The sequence below is a fragment of the Enterobacter sp. BIDMC 27 genome (assembly GCF_000534415.1).
GTDB classification, from domain to species: Bacteria; Pseudomonadota; Gammaproteobacteria; order Enterobacterales; family Enterobacteriaceae; genus Enterobacter; species Enterobacter hormaechei_C.
The window spans coordinates 66,635-88,159 of record NZ_KI973178.1; the positions used below are offsets into that span (position 1 = coordinate 66,635).

Here is a 21,525-nt window from a genome sequence, read left to right on the forward strand (position 1 = left end):
GAAATCATCATGAAATTAACGCCGATTAAAAGCCTGTGCCTGATGCTAATCAGCACAGCATTTACCACCCATGCGGCCATTAATCTGGACCGCACGCGCATTGTTTTTCCAGAAAGCGACAAGGCCAGCAGCCTGAAAGTGGACAACCAGAGCAAGGCGCTGCCTTATCTGGCGCTCTCCTGGATTGAAGATGAAAAGGGGCATAAAGAAGATGCGCACTTTATGGCGCTTCCCCCCATTCAACGTATCGAAGCGGGCGCCTCGTCGCAGGTAAGAATTGTTAAACAAGCCGCCACCCGCCAGTTGCCAAAAGACAGGGAATCGCTGTTTTATTTCAACCTGCGTGAAGTACCGCCAAAAAGCATCAGCGCCAGCGAGGAGCGCAGCGTGATGCAGGTTGCCATGCAGAGCCGAATCAAGCTGTTCTGGCGTCCGGAAGCGATTAGCAAAAAATCCGGCGAACTGGCTGAAATGCGCATGGAAATTACCGCCAGCGCGAAAGGACTCACGGTCCACAACCCTACGCCGTACTACATCACGCTGGCGTGGCTGAGCAAAAATGCCAAAACCATGCTGCCGGGTTTTGACAGTCTGATGATTGCGCCTTTCGCCACGGCAACCGCCTCTACCGGTGATTACCACGGTAGTTATTACAGCATCGGCTATATCGACGATTACGGCGCCCTAAAAAAAGTCGACGTGCAGTGCACCGGAACGGCGCTATGTAAACTTACCGAACGGAAAATCGATAAAGATGCAAAAGCTCGCTAGTTTCCTGTTTACACTGCTGCTTTCAGCGCTGCCTTTGAAAGATGCGCTGGCGCTTAACTGCTATCTGGGTGGATCTGGCGGCCCCGTCGAGGAGACAAAAACGATCACCCCTTTTGCGATACCCAGCAACGCTCAGGTTGGTCAAAAAATATGGGAGTCTGATGACATTAAAATTCCGGTGACGTGTGATAACAACGTCACGAGCAATTTTGAGCCGGAAGATGTCTTTGCATGGGTGAACCCTTATCCTGCCGCAACCGATCCCTATTATGAACTGGGCGTCACCTATGAAGGCATAGATTACGATGCCACGGGCCAGCCCAACGGCGTGGATACCCGCCAGTGCCTGGACAACGATAACATCACCATTTACACCGCGGATCAAATCCGCCAGATGGGTTGGGAGAATCGCATCTGCTCCGGCAATCCGGATGATATCCATATTTCACGCACGTTCGTCGCCCGATTACGACTTTTCGTGCGAATTAAGGCTATGCCGCCACATGGTTATATCAGTTCGCTCAGCGATTACATCGTTGTGCAGTTTGACGGTAAGGGTGGCGTTAATCAGATGGCCGACGCGAAGAACCTCAAGTATCACATCAACGGACTGCAAAACATTACGGTGCTTGATTGTGGAGCGACGTTTAGCATTTTCCCTGAAAATCAGGAGATCGACTTCGGCGCCTTCAGCGCGCGCGACATTGTGAATCAGCAGACGCGTATGCGCACGTTTTCAATACGAACCACCAAAGTGCAGGATGCCCAGTGCTCGGACGGATTTAAGATGGACTCGTCGTTTTACACAACCGAAACGCTTAGCGCAGACGACACCGCAGTACTGATAGGGAATGGGTTAAAGCTGCGTATTCTTAACGGAACGGAGCCTTACACCTTTAACCAGTACAAGGAGTACGCCGATTTTACGGGCGATAAGATGAATGTTGAGCAAAACTACACGGCTGAACTTTCACGGGAGGAAGGGAAAGCGATTCAGTCCGGGCCGTTTGAAACCGTGGTACTGTTCAAAATTAACTACCACTAGAAACAACAAAGCCGGGTTTCCCCGGCTTTTTCACATCAGCATGTTCAGCTGGCTTTGCGCTCGTGCGCGCGGCGGTACTCAACCAGATCTTCAATCGTCACCACTGGCATATTGTGCAGACGCGCAAAGGTGATGCACTCCGGCGCGCGCGCCATGGTGCCATCATCGTTGGTCAGTTCGCACAGCACGCCTGCGGGTTTGAAGCCAGCCAGCGTCACCAGATCGATGGTCGCTTCGGTATGACCACCACGGGTCAGCACGCCGCCCGGCTGCGCGCGCAGCGGGAAGACGTGACCAGGGCGGTGCAGATCGGATGGTTTCGCACCATCAGCAATCGCTGCACGCACGGTAGTCAGGCGGTCAGCCGCCGACACACCGGTGGTTACGCCATGCGCTGCTTCAATGGTCACGGTGAAGCCGGTACCAAAGGCGCTGGTGTTGTTTTCAACCATCATCGGCAGATCAAGCTGCTTGCGACGGTCTTCGGTGATGCACAGGCATACGATGCCGCTACCGTGACGGATGGTCAGCGCCATCTGCTCAACGGTCATGTTCTCGGCGGCAAAAATCATGTCGCCTTCGTTTTCACGGTTTTCATCATCAAGCACCATCACACCGCGGCCTTCGCGCAGTGCATCCAGTGCATGTTCAACACGTTGAGTTGAAGTGCCAAAAGAGGAAAGTAGCGTCTGATTCATGGTAAAAAAACCTCATTAACTTTATGGTTACCAGAATCAGGGCAGTCTTAGGAGCGCCGTACTAGCGGCAAAAAAATAACGTGAGCGGGCCATGCCCGACTGGATCGTTACTCTCTCCCATCCGGACTCTAACCGTCGGCCCCGGAATTACACCGGATCTGCTGACCTTTGAGAATTCACCCAAAGCGCTCGCGGGCTTTCAGCGTTAAGCTGATTTACCGCCGGTGGGGAATTTCGCCCCGCCCTGAGAATAAGCGAGATAACTATAACGCTATTGATTACCCTGGGCAATGCATAAGCTTCAAACAATTTTGTTTAACCCACGGCATGACGCGCTACAATAGGCACTAACACCTTTTCATCAAGGGAAACGACAATGATTGACCCAAAGAAAATTGAGCAGATCGCGCGTCAGGTTCATGAGTCCATGCCGAAAGGTATTCGTGAGTTTGGTGATGACGTTGAGAAGAAAATCCGCCAGACGTTGCAGGCACAGTTGGTTCGCCTTGATTTAGTCAGCCGCGAAGAGTTTGATGTGCAGACTCAGGTGCTGCTGCGCACCCGCGAGAAACTGGCGCTGCTGGAACAGCGTCTGAGCGAGCTGGAGAGCCGCAATGCGCCGGAAGAAGTGAAGCCAGCGCCAGCTATTCCACCGGTGGATGACCAGGCATAAGTGCGGCCTGCTGTGCCCGGTGGCGGCTACATGAACGCGTAGGTCGGGTAAGGCGCAGCCGCCACCCGACATAAAAAAACGGGCCTGTTGGCCCGTTTTTTACTGACTGTCTTTCTGGATCTTCTTAATGATGTTGGTGGTTGAACACCCGTCCTCAAAGTTGAGCACCATCACTTCACCACCATTTGCCCAGACCTCTTCGCTACCTGCGATTTGCTCTGGTTTGTAATCACCGCCCTTCACCAGCAGGTCAGGCAGAATTCCGGCAATCAGGCGCTGCGGGGTGTCTTCTTCAAATGAGACCACCCAGTCCACCGCTTCCAGCGCGCCGAGCACGATCATGCGCTGCTCCAGCGGGTTCACCGGACGCGTTTCACCCTTCAGACGTTTGGTTGAGGCATCACTGTTGACCGCCACAATCAGGCGATCGCCCAGCTTACGCGCATTCGCCAGATACGAGACATGACCCGCATGCAGGATGTCGAACACGCCGTTAGTCATCACCACTTTTTCACCGCGTTTGCGCGCGGCAGCAACGGCCACTTTCAGCTCGTCTTCGGTCATGACGCCAAAGCCGGTATCCGCACGCCCACGCACCGCGTTTTCCAGCTCGATTGGCGAAACGGTGGAGGTCCCGAGTTTACCAACGACCACGCCCGCCGCGGCGTTCGCGAAGTAGCACGCTTCTTCCAGGGAGTTACCCGCCGCCAGCGTCGCCGCCAGCACGCCAATCACCGTATCACCGGCACCGGTCACGTCGTACACTTCCTGCGCCTGGGTTGGCATATGCAGCGGCGCCTTGCCCGGTTGCAGCAGCGTCATGCCCTGCTCGGAACGGGTCACCAGCAGCGCAGACAGCTCGAAATCAGCGATGATTTTCATGCCGCGCTCAACCAGCTCTTCTTCAGTTTTGCACTTGCCCGCCACCGCTTCGAATTCAGAGAGGTTTGGCGTCAGCAGGGTTGCGCCGCGATAGCGCTCGAAATCGGTGCCTTTCGGATCGATCAGCACCGGTACGCTGGCTTTACGCGCCAGCTGGATCATGGTCTGCACGCTCGCCAGCGCGCCTTTGGCATAATCAGACAGCACCAGCGCGCCGATATTACCCAGCGCCTGGCTAATACGCTCGTGTAGCGGCTCAGGATCAACGCCTTCGAATCCTTCTTCGAAATCGAGGCGGATCAGCTGCTGATTACGCGACAGGACGCGAAGCTTGGTGATGGTTGGGTGGGTCGGAACAGAAACGAAGTCGCACTTCACGTTCACGTCCGCCAGCGACTGACTCAGGGCACGCGCCGCATCGTCAATGCCGGTCAGGCCCACCAGACGCGAATGCGCGCCCAGCGAGGCTATGTTCATCGCCACGTTTGCCGCGCCGCCTGGACGCTCTTCAATGGTGTCGACCTTAACTACCGGCACCGGCGCTTCCGGAGAGATACGGCTGGTCGGCCCATACCAGTAGCGATCCAGCATCACATCACCGACAACCATAACTCCAGCACGTTCAAACTCTGGCAGTGTTACTTTCATTCCTGACTCCAGAAAGATTCACAATTTGCGCGCGATAATATCACACTTGTTTTGTTACGCACGGTTCCACCAGCCACTTCTGCCAGCTTGTGGTCACCTGCGCGCGTTCATCGGCGAAACAGTCCAGCGCCACATGGCCCGGCTGTTCCTGTAAGGCCAGATGGTGCAACTCATCACGCAGCGTGGTGTAGGCGCGGGTTAATGCCTGCGCCTCCTGCTCATCCATAATGTCGTTCTGTGCCAGCAGTTCCAGTATGCGCACGTTATCCGACCAGCGGGTCAGCTTCGGCTTATCGTGCGCGTGCAGCAGCACCAGGTACTGAGTGATAAACTCGATATCGGTAATGCCGCCTTCATCGGCTTTAATATCAAAGCGATCGCGATGTTTGTTGCCAAGGTGCGCGCGCATCTTCTCCCGCATTTCCCGCACTTCGGTTTGCAGCGTACTGCCCTCGCGCGGGGTCGTCATGACCGCCTTGCGGATCGCATCGAACTGCGTTTTGAGCTGCGGATCGCCGTATACCACGCGGGCGCGCACCAGCGCCTGATGCTCCCACGTCCAGGCTTCGTTCTTCTGATAGTCGGCGAAAGCCTCCGTCGAGGTGACCAGCATGCCTGCCGCGCCGGACGGGCGCAGACGCGCATCCACTTCATACAGAATGCCGGATGAGGTGCGGGTGCTGAACAGGTGCATAATGCGCTGGGCCAGACGCAGGTAGAACTGCCGCCCGTCAATCTCACGTTCGCCGTCGGTCATGACGTCTGCCGGACAGTCGTGGAGGAAAATCAGATCCAGATCGGAGCTGTAGCCCAGCTCCCAGCCGCCCAGCTTGCCGTAACCCACCACCGCAAAACCGCGGCCTTCGCGCTCTGCAAGGTGTTTCGGCTGCCCGTAGCGGGCCACCATCTGCACCCACGCCTGATGGACAACCGCGTCGATGATCGCTTCCGCCAGCCAGGTTAAGTGATCGCTCACTTTCATTACCGGCAGGGTACCGGCGATATCTGCCGCCGCCACGCGCAGCATCTGCGCCTGCTTAAACTGACGAAGCGCCTCAAGCTGTTGCTCTTCGTCCTCTTCCGGTACGCGCAGCAGATACTGACGCAGCTCGTCGCGGTAGGCATCCGTCGCCGTCGGCTGATACAGCGTATTCGGGTCGAGCAGTTCGTCCAGCAGCAGCGGATAACGCGCCAGCTTGTTCGCCACCATCGGCGAGGCGGCGCAGAGAGAAATCAGGTGCTTCAGCGCGCCGGGAAACTCGCTTAACAGTTCAAGGTAAGTGGTACGCGTGACGATCCCGCTCAGCAGCGGCATCATGCGCGACAGCGGCACCGGCGCATCCTCGCGGGAGCAGACATCGCTCAGCAGATGCGGCATCAGATGATCCAGCACCTGACGACCACGTGGGCCAATGGCGCGTTTGTTCAGTTCGAAGCGGAAATCGGCAATCAGCGCCACCACGCGATGGCGGGCATCGTCGCTTAAGTGCGCCAGCACCGGCGTGGTGTCATCTTCCTGGAGCGCGTCCTGCCACAGCTCGCGCCAGTGCTCGGAGAGCGCATCGTCCTGCGATTCACTTTCGTCGTCGCCGATCAGATCGTTAAAGATGCGGCGCACGCCCGCCATTTGCGCTTCCAGCCGTTCCGTCAGCGCCGCCCAGTCATCCACCCGCATCCCCCAGGCCAGACGCGCCCGGTTCAGCTCGTCGCCCGGTAACGTCTGGGTCTGTTCGTCGTTGATACTTTGCAGCAAATTTTCCAGACGACGCAGGAAGAGATAAGAGTCACGCAGCGTTTGCGCATCGCCTTCCGGCAGCAGATGCAGCTGCTCGATAGCGCTCAGCGTCGGCAGCAGCGAGCGGGATTGCAGAGAAGGTTCACGCCCGCCGCGTATCAGCTGGAAGACCTGGACGATAAATTCGATCTCACGAATACCGCCCGCGCCGAGCTTGATGTTGTCCTTCAGGCCACGGCGACGCACCTCGCGGGCAATCATCCCTTTCATATTTCGCAGGGACTGGATCACGCTGAAGTCGATGTAGCGGCGGAACACAAACGGGCGCAGCATGGCGCGCAGCTCGTTGGCCCAGGCATCGTCGCTGTCACCCATGATCCGCGCTTTGACCATCGCGTAACGCTCCCAGTCGCGACCCTGCTCCTGGTAATAATCTTCCAGCGCGGCAAAGCTCAGCACCAGCGGACCGCTGTCGCCAAACGGACGCAAACGCATATCCACGCGGTAGACAAAACCATCCTGGGTGGGCTGATCCAGTGCCTTAATCAGCCGCTGCCCCAGGCGAGTAAAGAACTGGGCGTTGTCCAGCTCGCGACGACCGCCGCGCGTGGAGCCGTTCTCCGGCCAGGCAAAAATCAGATCGATGTCTGAGGAGAAATTAAGCTCGCAGCCGCCCAGCTTGCCCATCCCCAGAATCAACAGCGGTTGCGGAACCCCGGCTTCGCTGCACGGCGTGCCCCACTCTTTACAGCAGGCGGCGTAGAGCCAGTCCCGCGCGGCGACAATCAACGTCTGCGCCAGCTCGCTCAACTGCTGCAAGGTACTCTCTTCGCTCACCAGCTCCAGCGCCTGCGCCCAGGCAATGCGTACCATCACCCGGCGGCGGAACTGACGCAGTACGCGCATCAGCGTGGCTTCGTCTGCCACCTCTGCCAGCGCGGTTTGCAGCCAGCCAGCATAATGCCGCCACTCGTCAGCCTGCGGCGGCGCGCTTTCCAGCTCTGCCAGCCAGTCCGGGTTGGCGCTGACGCTCTCCTGCACAAAATCACTGAACGTGAGCACGCTTTTCGCCTGCTCGCTTAACGATGACGCGGGTAACGACTCAGGCAGGCGTTCGCAAACGGTCTGCCAGTGCTGCTGTAACTGCGAAGAAAGCGGCATATCAGGGGTTCCTTGCCAGAATTAACGTTTTCCGCTGTGCAGCCAGTACGGATCCTGCGAAATGGCCTCGTTGCGGAAATGCTCGATTTCGATCTGCTGACGGGTCTCGATGGCATGCTTCAGCCCCTGCCAGTTCTCCAGCCAGGCCTGCGCCTTCACGCCCTCATACGCACCTGACAGCAGCAACATGCTGTCAATGTTACGCGCCAGGCGGGGAAGCTGATCGCCATACTGGTCGCCCAGCGGATGCGCAAAGGTGGTTCTCAGCTCGGCCGCGTGACGGGAGAGGTGGATATCCGCAAAACGTTTGAAGTTTTCCGCAATTTTGGTCTGCCCTTTCGCATCGAGGAACGTGCGCCAGCCGCGCGTCACCAGAAACTCGGTCAGCGCCAGTTTCGCGCCGGCGTTTTGCGGGCTGTAGATCGCCGTTTGTGCCGACACGTCGGAAAGCATCAGCGTTTCGGTTTGAGTGAGCAAATCACGTAAGTGAGTGCTGGCTTTACGCGGTACAATGCCGCCAAAGAGCGTCAGGGTATGACGCACCAGCCCCATAGCGGCCAGCACCTGTTTTTTGGCATTTTTCACGTTACGCGCCCACAGCTCCTCGTGGTACTGCCACTGAGAGAGCGCCAGCTCCAGCGCCGCTTCCATGCCCTGCTCAACGGAGGCTTTCGGCACAACGCGCAGAATCGGGGTTTCTCGCAGCACGCGCGGCGCATTCCCGGCGGCCAGGTGATAGCCGCGTGCCGCTTTACTCAGGCTGCCCTGACGCAGGCCAGGCTGGTTCACCAGCTTGTGCGCCAGCTTCAGCACATCACTCGCCTCGCCTTCCAGCAGTTCGAGTTCCAATTCGCAGATCGGCTCCTGCTCTTCACCCGCCTTAATTTCACCCCGATCGAACGCGATCTCAATGCGGCTCTTGCCTTCCGACACCAGCCATTTTTCGCGCCAGAAATCGGTGCTGAACAGCGGTTGCGCCTCTGCCGACAGCGTTGCGGGCAGCGTCCCTTCCGGCCACACTTCCGCCGGAAAACGATCCAGCTCAAGTTCTGGCTTACTGATGTCGATATTGTATTCCGGACGCTGGTGCAAACCGCCCACCACGCGACCGGCGATTTTCATCGTCATCTCGTAGCGCCCGTTCGCACCCCGGATGCGCAGGCCCATATCGTGGTTGCGCAGCCAGTTGTCCGGCGTTTCGTAATAGATGTTGAGCAGCTGTACGGGTTCATGGTGCTCGCCGGACAGCGTATTCAGATGCTGGCGGAGCGCGTCAGCGCTGTCTTTTTCGACGATAAACTTTAATTCGATCTCTTGTGCCATAGCCTTGTACTTTTGCGTGCGTCACAGACGCGTCGATGAAGGCGAACTTCCTCGCCATTTGTTTGTCAGTACATAGTATTTTGCGCCAAATTGCCACGCAATGAGCAATTTGACGGGCGTAAAAGTTTAAAGCGGTGGAAATCATGACACAGATGATTCCGATTGATGATGAATCCTTTGCGTAGCGACACTGATACCACTACTATCGTTCCACTTTTTATGAAAATAACGACTGATATGCTTAAATTACGCCTGATTGGACTTACTTTACTCGCTTTTAGCGCCGCAACCGCGGTCCACGCTGAAGAGAAACGTTACGTTTCTGATGAACTGAATACCTGGGTACGCAGCGGCCCTGGAGACAATTATCGCCTCGTGGGTACGGTAAATGCCGGCGAGGAAGTGACTCTGCTGCAAACCAATGCAGACACCAATTACGGTCAGGTTCGTGACAGCTCTGGCCGCACCTCATGGATCCCGCTGAAAGAGCTGAGCACGGTGCCAAGCCTGCGCACCCGCGTGCCGGATCTGGAAAATCAGGTGAAAACCCTGACCGATAAGCTGAACAACATTGACGGCACCTGGAACCAGCGCACCGCAGAGATGCAGCAGAAAGTGGCGCAAAGCGACAGCGTGATCGCCGGTCTGAAAGACGAAAATCAGAAGCTGAAAAATGAGCTGATCGTCGCGCAGAAGAAAGTGAACGCCGCGAATCTACAGCTGGATGACAAACAACGCACCATCATCATGCAGTGGTTTATGTATGGCGGCGGAGTGCTGGGCGTCGGTCTGGTGCTGGGTCTGGTGCTTCCTCACCTTATCCCAAGCCGTAAACGTAAAGACCGCTGGATGAACTAACTCGTCTTCTCTGCCACACTTACGTATCATCTTGCGAAAAGAGAAAACGGGAGTGTTGGCGTGAAGAGTTATCTGGTCGGTGGTGCGGTACGTGATGCGTTATTAGGTCTGCCGGTCAAAGATAAAGACTGGGTCGTGGTCGGTGCCACGCCCGAAGCGATGATTGACGCGGGCTACCAGCAGGTAGGCCGCGATTTTCCTGTGTTCCTCCATCCGAAAAGCCGGGAAGAGTACGCCCTGGCGCGTACCGAACGGAAATCCGGTTCCGGTTATACCGGCTTCACCTGCTATGCCGCGCCGGATGTGACGCTGGAGCAGGACTTACTGCGCCGCGATCTCACCATTAATGCCCTGGCGCAGGACGAAAAAGGCCATATTATCGATGTCTACGGCGGCCAGAACGATCTGCGTGACCGTCTTTTACGCCATATCTCCCCCGCCTTTTCTGAAGATCCGCTTCGCGTACTGCGCGTGGCGCGTTTTGCCGCCCGTTATGCCCATCTCAGCTTCCGCATCGCCGACGAGACGATGGCGCTGATGACGGCCATGACCGACGCGGGCGAGCTGGAACATCTGACGCCAGAACGCGTCTGGAAAGAGACCGAAAACGCCCTGACTACCCGCAATCCACAGGTCTTTTTCCAGGTTCTGCGCGACTGCGGGGCGCTGAAAGTGCTGTTCCCGGAAATAGATGCGCTGTTTGGCGTGCCCGCCCCGGCGAAATGGCACCCGGAAATTGATACCGGCATTCACACCCTGATGACGCTGAGCATGGCCGCCATGCTCAGCCCGGAGGTGGACGTGCGCTTTTCTACCCTCTGCCATGACCTCGGCAAAGGGTTAACGCCAAAGGAGTTGTGGCCACGCCACCACGGGCACGGTCCGGCTGGCGTGAAGCTGGTTGAAGGGCTTTGTCAGCGCCTGCGCGTGCCGAATGACATTCGCGATCTGGCAAAACTGGTGGCCGAGTTTCACGACCTGATCCACACCTTCCCGATCCTGAAACCCGCTACCATCGTCAGGCTGTTTGATAACATCGACGCCTGGCGCAAACCGCAGCGCGTGGAGCAAATTGCGCTGACCAGCGAAGCCGACGTGCGCGGCCGCACCGGGTTTGAAGCGTCCGATTATCCGCAGGGTCGTTTGCTGCGTGAGGCGTGGGACGTAGCGAAAGCGGTGCCAACGAAAGAGGTGGTGGAGGCAGGGTTTAAAGGCCCGGCGATCCGCGAAGAGCTGACGAAACGGCGGATTGATGCGGTTGCAGCGTGGAAGGAAAAACGTTGCCCTCAGCCGAAAGACTGAGGGCGGTCGGTCATCAGAAGAAGACCACGTACACGGCAGCCGCGACGATAAAGCGGTAGATCGCGAACGGAATAAACGAAATACGCTTAATCAGTTGCAGGAAGGTTTTGATGGCGATCAACGCCACAATAAAGGCGGTGATAAAGCCCACGGCGAACATCGGAATGTCGCCCACGGTCAGGAAGCCGATGCTTTTGTAGAGATCCAGCGCGGTGGCACCCATCATCATCGGCACCGCCAGCAGGAACGAGAACTCAGACGCCGCGTAACGGCTCACGCCCATCAGCATCCCGCCGGAAATGGTTGCCCCTGAACGGGAGAAGCCCGGCCACAGCGCCAGACACTGGAAGCAGCCAATCATAAACGCCTGGCGATACGTCATATCGTCCAGACCTTCCGCACGCGGGGTTTTTGGCTTCAGCACTTCGGCGGCAATCAGCAGGAAGCCGCCGACAACCAGCGCGTACATCACGTTAATCGGGTTGAAGAGCGATTTAATGGTGTCGTGGAACACCAGCCCCAGCACCACCGCCGGGATCATCCCGAGCAGAATATGAATCAGCGTCAGGCGCCCTTTGCCCTCTCCTTCACGCTGCGGCAAACGCCCGAAGTGGATACCGATCAGACCAAACAGACGACGCCAGAACATCACGACCACCGCCAGGATAGAGCCCAGTTGAATAACCACCTCAAACGTCTTTGCGGTATCGCCTTCAAAGCCCAGGAGATGGCCAACGATAATCATATGGCCCGTACTGGACACCGGCAAAAACTCCGTCAATCCTTCGACCACACCCAGTATTGCCGCCACCAGCAGCGAGTGCATATCGCTCATCTATAAACCCCTAAAAAGATATAAAAAAACGGTGTCCCACGCGGACAACCGTGAAAGATACAGCTTTAAGACCGATATAACCTAAAATGGTTTAGCTATTATGACGTTAAATCTTTCCTTTCAGATTTGTGCCACGCTCGATAATCACGCCCACATTGGCGGCGCGCGCCACCGCTCCCGGCTTGCTTAGCTTAATGCGCACCCATGGGGAGTTAAATTTGCTCAGCAGCAGGTCTGCTACCTCTTCCGCCACGCGTTCTACCAGCGCAAAACGTTGCCCTTCCACATGGGCGATGACCGTTTCACTGATGTCGGCGTAGCTCAGACAGTCATTCACATCATCGCTTTTTGCTGACTTGCGGTTGTCCCAGCCCATTTCGATATCGAACACCAGTTTCTGCTCGATGGTCTGTTCCCAGTCGTAAACACCAATTGTGGTGATTACCGAAAGTTGCTCTATAAATACAATATCCATCACGACCTGCCTGCTTTTTGGCTAAACCGGATACCACTTCCGGCGAATTATGCGTATTATCCACAGATGCTGAGAATACAGATACATTTTCAAAACGGAACAGCGTTATGAGTGCAATCGCGCCTGGAATGATTATCCTCGCCTACCTTTGCGGCTCAATCTCCAGCGCCATTCTGGTCTGCCGCATCGCCGGGTTGCCTGACCCGCGTGAAAGTGGTTCCGGGAATCCGGGGGCGACCAATGTACTACGAATTGGCGGCAAGGGAGCAGCCGTAGCGGTTTTGATTTTTGATGTTCTGAAAGGAATGCTTCCCGTCTGGGGCGCGTATGCGCTCGGCGTCACACCCTTCTGGCTGGGGCTGATTGCCATCGCCGCCTGCGTCGGCCACATCTGGCCCGTTTTCTTTGGTTTTAAAGGCGGTAAAGGCGTTGCCACCGCGTTTGGCGCGATTGCGCCGATCGGCTGGGATCTCACCGGCGTGATGGCGGGCACCTGGCTGCTGACCATTCTGCTGAGCGGTTATTCGTCGCTGGGCGCCATCGTCAGCGCACTGATCGCCCCGTTTTATGTCTGGTGGTTTAAACCGCAGTTTACCTTCCCGGTGTCGATGCTCTCGTGTCTGATCCTGTTGCGCCACCACGACAACATTCAGCGCCTGTGGCGGCGTAAGGAAACGAAGATCTGGACGAAGCTCAGGCGTAAAAAGAAAGACGCTCAGTAAACCGTTCGTTATGCCTTATAACCAAATGTGATTTTTGTCACCTTCTGCCTGTGGTAACTGTTAGAGACACAACACAACCACACAAAAAGAAAATGGCAGAAATCACAGATTCAACTCCCCTTCCAACGGCAGGAAACACCCCGGATGGCGACATCAAGTGGGTACGCAGCGCATCGGACGTTTCACGTCTGGTTAACGACGGCTCTCAGGGCCGGGCCAATGCCCGCATCGTGGTCGGTATCGCGCTCGGGGGAATTTTCCTCGATGCCTACGATCTCGGCGCGCTGGCATTCGGCATCAAAGACATCACCCGCGAATTTAACCTGACGCCCGCCGGTACCGGCATGGTGGCCTCGGCGATTACCTTTGGCGCGATTGTCGGGGCGCTGCTCGGCGGCTATCTTACGGATAAAATCGGGCGCTACCGCGTCTTTATGGCCGACATGGTGTTCTTTGTCGTTGCCGCTATCGCCTGTGCGCTGGCCCCGAACGAATATGTGCTTGCGGGCGCGCGCTTTGTGATGGGTCTTGGCGTTGGGATCGACCTTCCCGTCGCGATGGCGTTTCTCAGCGAGTTCGCCAGGCTGAAAGGCCCGGGGAATAAAGCCTCCAGCGTCGCAATGTGGTGCCCCACCTGGTACGCGGCCATCAGCATCTCTTATCTTCTGGTGCTCTTCTTTTACGCCGTGCTGCCGGAAAGCCACAGCGACTGGCTCTGGCGTCTGATCCTTGGCTTTGGCGCGGTGCCCGCGCTGGTGATTATCGCCATCCGCAGCCGCTATATGAGCGAATCCCCGGTCTGGGCGGCGAATCAGGGCAATCTGAAGGAGGCGGCGTCCATCCTGCGGCAGTCTTACAATATTAATGCCCACGTACCGCAGGATGCGCTCGACCAGCCCGCGCCTGTCGTGAACAAGGCAAAATGGTCGAACTACCTGAACCTGTTCCGCGGTATCTATCTGCGGCGTACCACGCTCGCCACGCTGCTGTCAGTGGTCTCCTCGTTCGCCTATAACGCCGTAGCCTTTGGCCTGCCGGTGATCATCTCCAGCTTCTTTGTGCAGTCGATGCTGACCACCATTCTGATCTCGCTGGCGCTTAACCTGCTGTTCGCGTTTGTCGGCGGGCTGCTGGCGGTGCGCTATGTTCCGCGCTTCGGCGCATGGCGGATGTCTCTGGCGGGTTATGTGTGCCAGCTTGCGGCACTGCTCGGCCTGGCGTTGATTGGCCGGCCTGACGGGGCCACGGAAGGCGTGTTCGCCGTCGCGATGCTGGCGCTGTTCCTGTTTGGTCAGGGTTTTGGTCCAGGTGCGCATACCATGACGTTTGCCTCCCTGAGCTACCCGACCTCGCTGCGCGGCGTGGGCGTGGGGCTTAACCAGACGCTGATGCGCAGCAGTTCAACGCTGTCACTGTTTCTGTTCCCGCTGCTGGTCGCCTCGCTGGATACCGCCGTGTTCTGGGTGATTGCGCTGGCGCCGTTTATCGGTCTGGCGTCGCTGCTGGCGATCCGCTGGGAGCCGTCGGGGTATGATGTGGATGCAGAGGATTATCGCTAGCCTTTCTTGCCGGGTGGCGCTGCGCTTACCCGGCCTACATTACTGAAACCGGCTCACATGAGCCGGTTTTTTTATCCATAAGCGACTCATATGACAGCCTTCATTTCCGCCAGGGCATACTGAAACGTACCCCGATAGTGTGGAAATGGAAGCACCATGTTAGCAACTCAGGTCACTGATAATTCATACAAAGGCTGGCAGGCCTCGCTTGCCCTCCAGTTTTGTCATACCCCTGAGAAAACCCTTCTCCATTCCGCGCGTCACAGCGGGCCGCTCACCGTTCAGCGTCCGTTTTATCCCGAAGGGGAAACCTGCCACCTTTACCTGCTGCACCCGCCAGGCGGAATTGTGGGCGGAGATACGCTGGATATTTCCGTGCGGCTCGACGCTAAAAGCCATGCCCTCATCACCATGCCCGGCGCCAGTAAGTTCTATCGCAGCAGCGGCCCGCTGGCCTGCCTCAGTCAGCATTTTTACCTCGACGAAGAGGCCACGCTGGAGTGGCTGCCGCAGGACACCATTATTTTCCCCGGTGCTAACGCCGCGCTGCGTTCCGTCTTTCACCTGCACGCCACCAGCACGCTGCTGGCGTGGGAGCTGTACTGTCTGGGCCGTCCGGTGATAAACGAAACCTTCAGCCACGGCACGCTGGAGAACCGCCTTGAGGTGTGGGTGGATGGCGAGCCGCGTCTGATTGAGCGACTGCATCTCAGCGGTGGCGATCTGACGCCCGTCGCGGACCATCCGTGGGTCGGCACGCTGCTGTTCTATCCGGCCCGGGAAGCACTTCTCGACGCGGTGCGTGCGCTTCTCGCCCCGCTGGAAAACGTTGGCGGGGCGACGCTCACCGACGATCTGCTGTCGGTGCGTTTTCTCTCCCACGACAACCTGATTTGTCAGCGGGTGATGCGCGATATCTGGCAGTCGCTTCGCCCGCTTTTAACTTCCAAAACCGCCTGTTCGCCGCGCATCTGGCAAACATAAGAGAAACGCTATGGAACTGACTCCCAGAGAAAAAGACAAGCTGTTGCTGTTCACCGCCGCGCTGGTTGCCGAACGCCGCCTCGCGCGCGGGGTAAAGCTCAACTACCCGGAATCGGTCGCGCTGATCAGCGCCTTTATTATGGAAGGCGCGCGCGATGGCGAAACCGTCGCCTCGCTGATGGAAGCCGGCCGCCACGTCCTGACGCGCGACCAGGTGATGGAAGGCGTGCCGGAGATGATCCCGGATATCCAGGTGGAAGCCACCTTTCCGGACGGATCCAAGCTCGTCACCGTCCACAACCCGATCGTGTAAGGAGCGCGTGATGATCCCAGGCGAATACCGGATCCAGTCCGGCAACATTGCTCTCAACGTCGGGCGCGAAACCCGAAGTGTGATCGTGGAAAACCACGGCGACAGGCCGATCCAGGTCGGATCGCACTACCACTTTTACGAGGTCAACCCGGCGCTGAAGTTCGATCGCGAGGCCACCCGAGGTTACCGGCTGAACATCCCGGCCGGCACTGCCGTGCGCTTCGAGCCCGGCCAGAAGCGGGAAGTGACGCTGGTGCAGGTGACGGGCGCACAGCGCATTTTCGGCTTTCGCGGCGAGGTCATGGGCGAGGTGAAACATGGCTGAGATTTCACGCCAGGCGTATGCCGATATGTTCGGCCCCACTACCGGGGATAAAGTGCGGCTGGCCGACAGCGAGCTGTGGATCGAAGTGGAAGGCGATCTCACGATCTACGGCGAAGAGGTTAAATTCGGCGGCGGAAAAGTGATCCGCGACGGCATGGGACAGGGGCAGATGACCGCCGACGACTGCGTGGATCTGGTGCTCACCAACGCGCTGATCGTCGATCACTGGGGGATCGTGAAAGCGGATATCGGCGTAAAAGATGGGCGGATCTTCGCCATCGGCAAAGCCGGAAACCCGGACATTCAGCCCGGCGTGACGATCCCAATTGGCGCGGCAACGGAGGTGATCGCCGCCGAAGGGAAGATTGTCACCGCAGGCGGGATCGACACCCACATCCACTGGATCTGTCCGCAGCAGGCGGAAGAGGCGCTGGTGTCTGGCGTCACCACCATGATCGGCGGCGGCACCGGGCCTGCGGCAGGCACAAACGCCACCACCTGCACGCCGGGGCCGTGGTATATCGCCCGCATGTTGCAGGCAGCCGATACGCTACCGGTGAATATTGGCCTGCTGGGTAAAGGGAACGGCTCCAACCCGGACGCGCTGCGCGAGCAGATCGCGGCAGGTGCCATCGGGCTTAAGATCCACGAAGACTGGGGCGCGACGCCTGCGGCCATCAACTGTTCGCTGGAGGTCGCTGAAGAGATGGATATTCAGGTGGCGCTGCACAGCGACACGCTGAACGAGTCCGGTTTTGTCGAAGACACGCTGGCCGCCATCGCCGGGCGCACCATCCACACCTTCCACACCGAAGGGGCGGGCGGCGGCCATGCGCCGGATATCATCACCGCCTGCGCGCACCCGAATATTCTGCCCTCCTCCACCAACCCGACGCTGCCCTACACGGTCAACACCATCGACGAGCACCTGGACATGCTGATGGTTTGCCATCACCTCGACCCGGATATCGCCGAGGACGTGGCGTTTGCCGAATCCCGCATTCGCCGGGAGACCATCGCCGCCGAAGACGTGCTGCACGATATCGGCGCGTTCTCGCTCACCTCGTCAGATTCACAGGCAATGGGCCGCGTGGGGGAAGTGATTATCCGCACCTGGCAGGTGGCGCACCGCATGAAGGTGCAACGCGGCGCACTGCCGGAAGAGACCGGCGATAACGATAACTTCCGCGTGAAGCGCTATGTCGCCAAATACACCATCAACCCGGCGCTGACCCACGGCATCGCCCATGAAGTGGGATCGATTGAGGCGGGCAAGCTGGCGGATCTGGTGGTCTGGTCCCCCGCCTTCTTTGGCGTCAAACCCGCCACCATCGTCAAAGGCGGGATGATCGCCTGCGCGCCGATGGGCGACATCAACGCCTCGATCCCCACGCCGCAGCCGGTACATTACCGCCCGATGTTTGGTGCCCTTGGTGCCGCACGCCACGCCACGCGGCTGACGTTTGTCTCTCAGGCTGCTGATGCCAGCGGCATTCCGCAACGGCTCGGACTGCAAAGCGCCACCGCGGTGGTGAGAGGCTGCCGGTCGGTGAAAAAGGCCGACATGATCCACAACGATTTACAGCCGAATATCACCGTTGACGCGCAAACCTATGAGGTACGCGTCGACGGCGAATTGATCACCAGCGAACCGGCAGAGGTTTTGCCGATGGCGCAACGCTATTTTCTGTTTTGAGGAGTCATGATGATCTATTTAACCCAACGCCTGGACCATGCGCATCCGATTACCGCCAGCGTCACGCTACCGATTGATGTGCGGGTAAAAAGCCGCGCCCGCGTGGCGCTGAACGACGGCCGCGAAGCCGGGCTAATGCTGCCGCGCGGCCTGCTGCTGCGCGGGGGCGACCTGCTGACTACCGACGATGGCAGCGAGGTGATCGAAGTGATCGCCGCCCCGGAGTCGGTTTCCGTGGTGCGCTGCGCCGACCCGTTCCTGCTCGCCCGCGCCTGTTATCACCTGGGCAATCGTCACGTACCGCTGCAAATAATGCCTGGCGAACTGCGCTACCACCACGACCACGTCCTCGACGATATGCTGCGTCAGTTCGGGCTGGAGGTGACCTTCGCCAGCCTGCCGTTTGAACCGGAAGCGGGCGCTTACACCAGCGATGCCCACAGCCATAGCCACTCTCACGCTCATTCACATTAAGGACTCATCATGCGCAAGTACTTACCGCTGTTACTGCTGGCTTTTTCCGTTCCGGCGCTTGCCCATCCCGGCCACGGGACCGACAGCTTCCAGGCAGGATTTCTCCATCCGCTGACCGGGCTGGATCACCTGCTGATGCTGACGGGGGCTGGCGTGCTCTCCGCCCTGAGCGGCCGCAAGCTGCTGTTGCCGTTAGCGACGCTCGGCATGATGCTTGCTGGTGCCGTTGCGGGCAGCCTGCTCGGCGGCTTTAGCGGCATGGAGATGCTGATTATCGCCTCGCTGGCGCTCTGCGGCGTGATGATGTTTAAGACCGAAAATCGCCTGCTGCTGGCGGTACCAGCCCTGGCGATGTTCCACGGCTGGGCGCACGGCGTGGAGATGTCCGGCCACAGCTTCTGGCTCTTCACCAGCGGGTTTATGTTAGCCAGCGCCACGGTGCTGTGTGCCAGCTTCGCGGCAGGGCTGCTGCTGCGCCGTCACGACGGCCTGCGTAAAACCTTCGGCGGCGGGCTGATCGTCTCCGCCCTGCTGGCGCTGATGAGCTGATGGAGCACGCCCGCCAGCGGCTGCGCCTGATGCAGCTCTCCAGCAGTAGCCTGCCGGTCGGATCGTTTACCTGGTCGCAGGGGCTGGAGTGGGCCGTTGAGGCCGGGTGGGTCACGGACGCTGAGGCCTTCAGGCGCTGGCAGATCCAGCAGATGGAGCAGAGCTTTTTCTGTGTCGACCTGCCGCTGTTTATCCGCCTGTATCGTGCCTGCGAGAAGCAGGACGTCGCGACAGCAAAACGCTGGACGGCATACCTGCTCGCCTGTCGGGAAACGCGCGAGCTGCGCGATGAAGAACGCAACCGTGGGGCGGCCTTTACGCGCCTGATTAAAAGCTGGGAACCCGCCTGCCCGCCAGAATGGCTGCCGCTGTTGATGCGAAGCCAGCTCGGCGGCATGGCGTGGCTCGGCGTGCGCTGGGGCATTAGCGCGCGCGAGCTGGCGCTGAGCCTCGGCTACAGCTGGATTGAGAGCGCGGTGATGGCGGGCGTCAAGCTGGTGCCGTTTGGGCAGCAGGCAGCACAACAGCTGATTATCGACCTGAGCGACCATTTTGCCGCCGGGTTTGAACAGGCATTTTTACGTGGCGACGACGCGCTGGGGGCCGCTACGCCGCTGTCGGCCATCGCCTCCGCGCGCCATGAAACCCAATATTCACGACTATTCCGTTCCTGAGGAGTCAACATGGCTGATTACAAACATCCCCTGCGCGTGGGCGTGGGCGGCCCGGTAGGGTCGGGCAAAACCGCCCTGCTGGAAGCGCTCTGCAAGGCGATGCGCGACACCTATCATCTTGCGGTGGTGACCAACGATATCTATACCAAAGAGGATCAGCGCATCCTGACCGAGGCGGGTGCGCTGGAGCCAGAGCGCATCGTGGGCGTGGAAACGGGCGGCTGCCCGCATACCGCCATCCGCGAAGACGCCTCAATGAACCTGGCGGCGGTGGAAGCGTTGAGCGAGAAGTTCGGCAATCTGGATCTGATCTTCGTGGAAAGCGGCGGGGATAACCTGAGCGCGACCTTCAGCCCGGAGCTGGCGGACCTCACCATCTACGTCATCGACGTGGCCGAAGGGGAAAAAATCCCGCGCAAGGGCGGGCCGGGGATCACCAAATCCGATTTTCTGGTGATCAACAAAACCGACCTCGCGCCGTACGTCGGTGCGTCGCTGGAGGTAATGGAGCGCGACACTAATCGCATGCGCGGCGAGCGTCCGTGGACGTTTACCAACCTGAAAGCGGGTGACGGTTTAGCGACGATTATTGCGTTTCTGGAAGAGAAAGGAATGTTGCGGGTGTAGGGTGGTTTATTGCACGTTAGCACACGTGGATCTTGTAGGCCCGGTAAGCGCAGCGCCACCGGGCAAAGAAACTCACGCCTCAGGCAGTTCCGCCAGCGGCCAGCGCGGACGCACAGACACGCTCAGGTCAGCCGTTGCGCCGGCGTTCAGACGCACCATCCCGGCGTAGGCGATCATCGCCCCGTTATCGGTGCAAAATTCAGGACGCGCATAGAACACTTCCCCGCGACGCTTTTGCATCATCTCAGCAAGCTTCGCGCGCAGCGTGCGGTTAGCGCTGACGCCACCGGCCATCACCAGGCGCTTAAAGCCGGTCTGATCCAGCGCGCGCTTGCACTTGATCATCAGCGTATCCACCACCGCGTCTTCGAACGCACGGGCGATATCGGCACGGGTCTGCTCACTGTCGTCATTATTGCGGATAGTATTGGCCGCGAAAGTTTTCAGGCCAGAGAAGCTGAAATCCAGCCCCGGACGGTCGGTCATCGGCCGCGGGAAGACAAAGCGCCCTTCCGTTCCCTGCGACGCCATTTTCGACAGCATCGGGCCACCCGGGTAATCCAGCCCCAGCAGCTTGGCGGTTTTATCGAAGGCCTCACCGGCAGCATCGTCGATCGACTCGCCCAGCAGCGCGTACTTGCCAATGCCCGTTACGCTAATCAGCTGGGTATGCCCACCGGAAACCAGCAGCGCCACAAACGGGAACTCTGGCGGATTGTCTTCCAGCATCGGCGCCAGAAGGTGCCCTTCCATATGGTGAACCGGAATGGCCGGAACATCCCACGCGAAGGCCAGCGAACGCCCTACCGTTGCGCCGACCAGCAGCGCGCCGACCAGGCCCGGCCCTGCGGTATAGGCCACGGCATCAATATCTTTTGCACTCAACCCGGCCTCTTTAAGCGCCGCCTGAATCAGGGGAACCGTTTTACGCACGTGGTCACGAGAGGCCAGTTCAGGCACGACGCCGCCGTAGTCAGCGTGCAATTTCACCTGACTATACAGCTGATTGGCCAGAAGCCCTTTTTCGTCGTCGTAAATCGCGATGCCGGTTTCATCGCAGGATGTTTCAATACCCAGTACACGCATGACTTGTTTTACCTCTTTTCAATACCGCGCAGTGTAGAGCCTGGGCGGATTGTTGTAAAACTTTGTTCGCCCCAGGAAGAAGCCTCGTGTATACTCCTCACCCTTATTAA

At 58.6% G+C, this 21,525-nt stretch carries 22 protein-coding genes and 1 riboswitch; of the genes, 15 read left to right on the top strand and 7 right to left on the bottom strand.

What is annotated here, in order from left to right:
• The first annotated feature begins 9 nt into the window (after nucleotides 1-9).
• A complete protein-coding gene (locus L463_RS22145) occupies nucleotides 10-771 on the top strand; it encodes a fimbrial biogenesis chaperone (protein ID WP_023295458.1) in 762 nt (253 codons plus the stop codon).
• Complete coding sequence (locus L463_RS22140; RefSeq protein ID WP_017384036.1) at nucleotides 755-1,816, top strand: fimbrial protein; 1,062 nt, start codon at nucleotides 755-757, stop codon at nucleotides 1,814-1,816. The genes L463_RS22145 and L463_RS22140 overlap by 17 nt, the downstream gene beginning before the upstream one ends.
• Nucleotides 1,817-1,860: 44 nt before the next feature.
• Here the strand turns inward: L463_RS22140 and ribB are convergent, their stop codons facing one another.
• The gene (ribB, locus tag L463_RS22135; RefSeq protein ID WP_015571897.1) at nucleotides 1,861-2,514 is read right to left on the bottom strand and encodes a 3,4-dihydroxy-2-butanone-4-phosphate synthase; all 654 of its coding nucleotides are present in this window, start codon (nucleotides 2,512-2,514) and stop codon (nucleotides 1,861-1,863) included.
• A gap of 105 nt (nucleotides 2,515-2,619) precedes the next feature.
• A riboswitch (FMN riboswitch) is annotated at nucleotides 2,620-2,770 on the bottom strand.
• 120 nt (nucleotides 2,771-2,890) lie between these two features.
• Here ribB and ubiK point away from each other — a divergent pair.
• Complete coding sequence (ubiK, locus tag L463_RS22130) at nucleotides 2,891-3,187, top strand: ubiquinone biosynthesis accessory factor UbiK (RefSeq protein ID WP_000566823.1); 297 nt, start codon at nucleotides 2,891-2,893, stop codon at nucleotides 3,185-3,187.
• Between the two features lie 99 nt (nucleotides 3,188-3,286).
• Here ubiK and hldE read toward each other — a convergent pair whose 3' ends face one another.
• Genes hldE through L463_RS22115 form a run of 3 tightly spaced genes read right to left on the bottom strand, consistent with a single transcriptional unit; the run spans nucleotide 3,287 to nucleotide 8,936 of the window.
• Nucleotides 3,287-4,717 carry a bifunctional D-glycero-beta-D-manno-heptose-7-phosphate kinase/D-glycero-beta-D-manno-heptose 1-phosphate adenylyltransferase HldE gene (gene hldE / locus L463_RS22125; protein WP_015571898.1) on the bottom strand — a complete coding sequence of 477 codons (1,431 nt, stop codon included), beginning with the start codon at nucleotides 4,715-4,717 and terminating at the stop codon, nucleotides 3,287-3,289.
• 40 nt (nucleotides 4,718-4,757) lie between these two features.
• The gene (gene glnE, locus L463_RS22120) at nucleotides 4,758-7,613 is read right to left on the bottom strand and encodes a bifunctional [glutamate--ammonia ligase]-adenylyl-L-tyrosine phosphorylase/[glutamate--ammonia-ligase] adenylyltransferase (protein WP_023295459.1); all 2,856 of its coding nucleotides are present in this window, start codon (nucleotides 7,611-7,613) and stop codon (nucleotides 4,758-4,760) included.
• Between the two features lie 21 nt (nucleotides 7,614-7,634).
• Entirely contained in the window at nucleotides 7,635-8,936 is a 1,302-nt protein-coding gene (locus tag L463_RS22115) for a CYTH domain-containing protein (protein WP_023295460.1), read from the bottom strand.
• Nucleotides 8,937-9,173: 237 nt separating this feature from the next.
• Between L463_RS22115 and L463_RS22110 the strand changes: the two genes are divergently transcribed.
• The gene (locus tag L463_RS22110) at nucleotides 9,174-9,794 is read left to right on the top strand and encodes a TIGR04211 family SH3 domain-containing protein (protein WP_001303390.1); all 621 of its coding nucleotides are present in this window, start codon (nucleotides 9,174-9,176) and stop codon (nucleotides 9,792-9,794) included.
• A gap of 60 nt (nucleotides 9,795-9,854) precedes the next feature.
• Entirely contained in the window at nucleotides 9,855-11,096 is a 1,242-nt protein-coding gene (locus L463_RS22105; protein ID WP_017384033.1) for a multifunctional CCA addition/repair protein, read from the top strand.
• A 13-nt stretch (nucleotides 11,097-11,109) separates the two neighbouring features.
• Here the strand turns inward: L463_RS22105 and bacA are convergent, their stop codons facing one another.
• Nucleotides 11,110-11,931, bottom strand: coding sequence for an undecaprenyl-diphosphate phosphatase (gene bacA, locus L463_RS22100; RefSeq protein ID WP_003862545.1), 822 nt, complete (start codon nucleotides 11,929-11,931; stop codon nucleotides 11,110-11,112).
• 106 nt (nucleotides 11,932-12,037) lie between these two features.
• The gene (gene folB, locus L463_RS22095; RefSeq protein ID WP_015571902.1) at nucleotides 12,038-12,406 is read right to left on the bottom strand and encodes a bifunctional dihydroneopterin aldolase/7,8-dihydroneopterin epimerase; all 369 of its coding nucleotides are present in this window, start codon (nucleotides 12,404-12,406) and stop codon (nucleotides 12,038-12,040) included.
• A 107-nt stretch (nucleotides 12,407-12,513) separates the two neighbouring features.
• Between folB and plsY the strand changes: the two genes are divergently transcribed.
• From plsY to ureG, 10 genes are all read left to right on the top strand, one after another.
• On the top strand, nucleotides 12,514-13,128 hold the full coding sequence (gene plsY / locus L463_RS22090) for a glycerol-3-phosphate 1-O-acyltransferase PlsY (protein WP_017384031.1): 615 nt from the start codon (nucleotides 12,514-12,516) through the stop codon (nucleotides 13,126-13,128).
• Between the two features lie 92 nt (nucleotides 13,129-13,220).
• Complete coding sequence (locus tag L463_RS22085; protein ID WP_023295461.1) at nucleotides 13,221-14,687, top strand: MFS transporter; 1,467 nt, start codon at nucleotides 13,221-13,223, stop codon at nucleotides 14,685-14,687.
• Nucleotides 14,688-14,843: 156 nt separating this feature from the next.
• Nucleotides 14,844-15,671: an urease accessory protein UreD gene (locus L463_RS22080; RefSeq protein WP_023295462.1), complete on the top strand. Its 828-nt coding sequence runs from the start codon at nucleotides 14,844-14,846 to the stop codon at nucleotides 15,669-15,671.
• A gap of 10 nt (nucleotides 15,672-15,681) precedes the next feature.
• Nucleotides 15,682-15,984, top strand: a complete 303-nt coding sequence (locus tag L463_RS22075; protein WP_003862556.1) for an urease subunit gamma — start codon at nucleotides 15,682-15,684, stop codon at nucleotides 15,982-15,984.
• Between the two features lie 10 nt (nucleotides 15,985-15,994).
• The gene (locus tag L463_RS22070) at nucleotides 15,995-16,309 is read left to right on the top strand and encodes an urease subunit beta (RefSeq protein ID WP_015571906.1); all 315 of its coding nucleotides are present in this window, start codon (nucleotides 15,995-15,997) and stop codon (nucleotides 16,307-16,309) included.
• Nucleotides 16,302-18,005, top strand: coding sequence for an urease subunit alpha (gene ureC / locus L463_RS22065; RefSeq protein WP_032103352.1), 1,704 nt, complete (start codon nucleotides 16,302-16,304; stop codon nucleotides 18,003-18,005). Before L463_RS22070 ends, ureC begins: the two co-directional genes overlap by 8 nt.
• Before the next feature lie 9 nt (nucleotides 18,006-18,014).
• Nucleotides 18,015-18,479, top strand: a complete 465-nt coding sequence (ureE, locus tag L463_RS22060) for an urease accessory protein UreE (protein WP_017384028.1) — start codon at nucleotides 18,015-18,017, stop codon at nucleotides 18,477-18,479.
• Between the two features lie 9 nt (nucleotides 18,480-18,488).
• Nucleotides 18,489-19,028, top strand: a complete 540-nt coding sequence (locus L463_RS22055) for a HupE/UreJ family protein (RefSeq protein ID WP_023295464.1) — start codon at nucleotides 18,489-18,491, stop codon at nucleotides 19,026-19,028.
• Entirely contained in the window at nucleotides 19,028-19,702 is a 675-nt protein-coding gene (locus L463_RS22050; protein ID WP_017692647.1) for an urease accessory protein UreF, read from the top strand. Before L463_RS22055 ends, L463_RS22050 begins: the two co-directional genes overlap by 1 nt.
• 9 nt (nucleotides 19,703-19,711) lie before the next feature.
• Nucleotides 19,712-20,329, top strand: coding sequence for an urease accessory protein UreG (gene ureG, locus L463_RS22045; RefSeq protein WP_014071813.1), 618 nt, complete (start codon nucleotides 19,712-19,714; stop codon nucleotides 20,327-20,329).
• A gap of 72 nt (nucleotides 20,330-20,401) precedes the next feature.
• On the opposite strand, the gene tsaD is transcribed toward ureG, so the two are convergent.
• A complete protein-coding gene (gene tsaD, locus L463_RS22040) occupies nucleotides 20,402-21,415 on the bottom strand; it encodes a tRNA (adenosine(37)-N6)-threonylcarbamoyltransferase complex transferase subunit TsaD (RefSeq protein ID WP_015571911.1) in 1,014 nt (337 codons plus the stop codon).
• Nucleotides 21,416-21,525: the final 110 nt, after the last annotated feature.

Coding starts and splice junctions, on each gene's coding strand:
- L463_RS22145 (WP_023295458.1), top strand. CDS start 10: ATGAAATTAACGCCGATTAAAAGCCTGTGCCTGATGCTAATCAGCACA.
- L463_RS22140 (WP_017384036.1), top strand. CDS start 755: ATGCAAAAGCTCGCTAGTTTCCTGTTTACACTGCTGCTTTCAGCGCTG.
- ribB (WP_015571897.1), bottom strand. CDS start 2,514: ATGAATCAGACGCTACTTTCCTCTTTTGGCACTTCAACTCAACGTGTT.
- ubiK (WP_000566823.1), top strand. CDS start 2,891: ATGATTGACCCAAAGAAAATTGAGCAGATCGCGCGTCAGGTTCATGAG.
- hldE (WP_015571898.1), bottom strand. CDS start 4,717: ATGAAAGTAACACTGCCAGAGTTTGAACGTGCTGGAGTTATGGTTGTC.
- glnE (WP_023295459.1), bottom strand. CDS start 7,613: ATGCCGCTTTCTTCGCAGTTACAGCAGCACTGGCAGACCGTTTGCGAA.
- L463_RS22115 (WP_023295460.1), bottom strand. CDS start 8,936: ATGGCACAAGAGATCGAATTAAAGTTTATCGTCGAAAAAGACAGCGCT.
- L463_RS22110 (WP_001303390.1), top strand. CDS start 9,174: ATGCTTAAATTACGCCTGATTGGACTTACTTTACTCGCTTTTAGCGCC.
- bacA (WP_003862545.1), bottom strand. CDS start 11,931: ATGAGCGATATGCACTCGCTGCTGGTGGCGGCAATACTGGGTGTGGTC.
- folB (WP_015571902.1), bottom strand. CDS start 12,406: ATGGATATTGTATTTATAGAGCAACTTTCGGTAATCACCACAATTGGT.
- plsY (WP_017384031.1), top strand. CDS start 12,514: ATGAGTGCAATCGCGCCTGGAATGATTATCCTCGCCTACCTTTGCGGC.
- L463_RS22085 (WP_023295461.1), top strand. CDS start 13,221: ATGGCAGAAATCACAGATTCAACTCCCCTTCCAACGGCAGGAAACACC.
- L463_RS22080 (WP_023295462.1), top strand. CDS start 14,844: ATGTTAGCAACTCAGGTCACTGATAATTCATACAAAGGCTGGCAGGCC.
- L463_RS22075 (WP_003862556.1), top strand. CDS start 15,682: ATGGAACTGACTCCCAGAGAAAAAGACAAGCTGTTGCTGTTCACCGCC.
- L463_RS22070 (WP_015571906.1), top strand. CDS start 15,995: ATGATCCCAGGCGAATACCGGATCCAGTCCGGCAACATTGCTCTCAAC.
- ureC (WP_032103352.1), top strand. CDS start 16,302: ATGGCTGAGATTTCACGCCAGGCGTATGCCGATATGTTCGGCCCCACT.
- ureE (WP_017384028.1), top strand. CDS start 18,015: ATGATCTATTTAACCCAACGCCTGGACCATGCGCATCCGATTACCGCC.
- L463_RS22055 (WP_023295464.1), top strand. CDS start 18,489: ATGCGCAAGTACTTACCGCTGTTACTGCTGGCTTTTTCCGTTCCGGCG.
- L463_RS22050 (WP_017692647.1), top strand. CDS start 19,028: ATGGAGCACGCCCGCCAGCGGCTGCGCCTGATGCAGCTCTCCAGCAGT.
- ureG (WP_014071813.1), top strand. CDS start 19,712: ATGGCTGATTACAAACATCCCCTGCGCGTGGGCGTGGGCGGCCCGGTA.
- tsaD (WP_015571911.1), bottom strand. CDS start 21,415: ATGCGTGTACTGGGTATTGAAACATCCTGCGATGAAACCGGCATCGCG.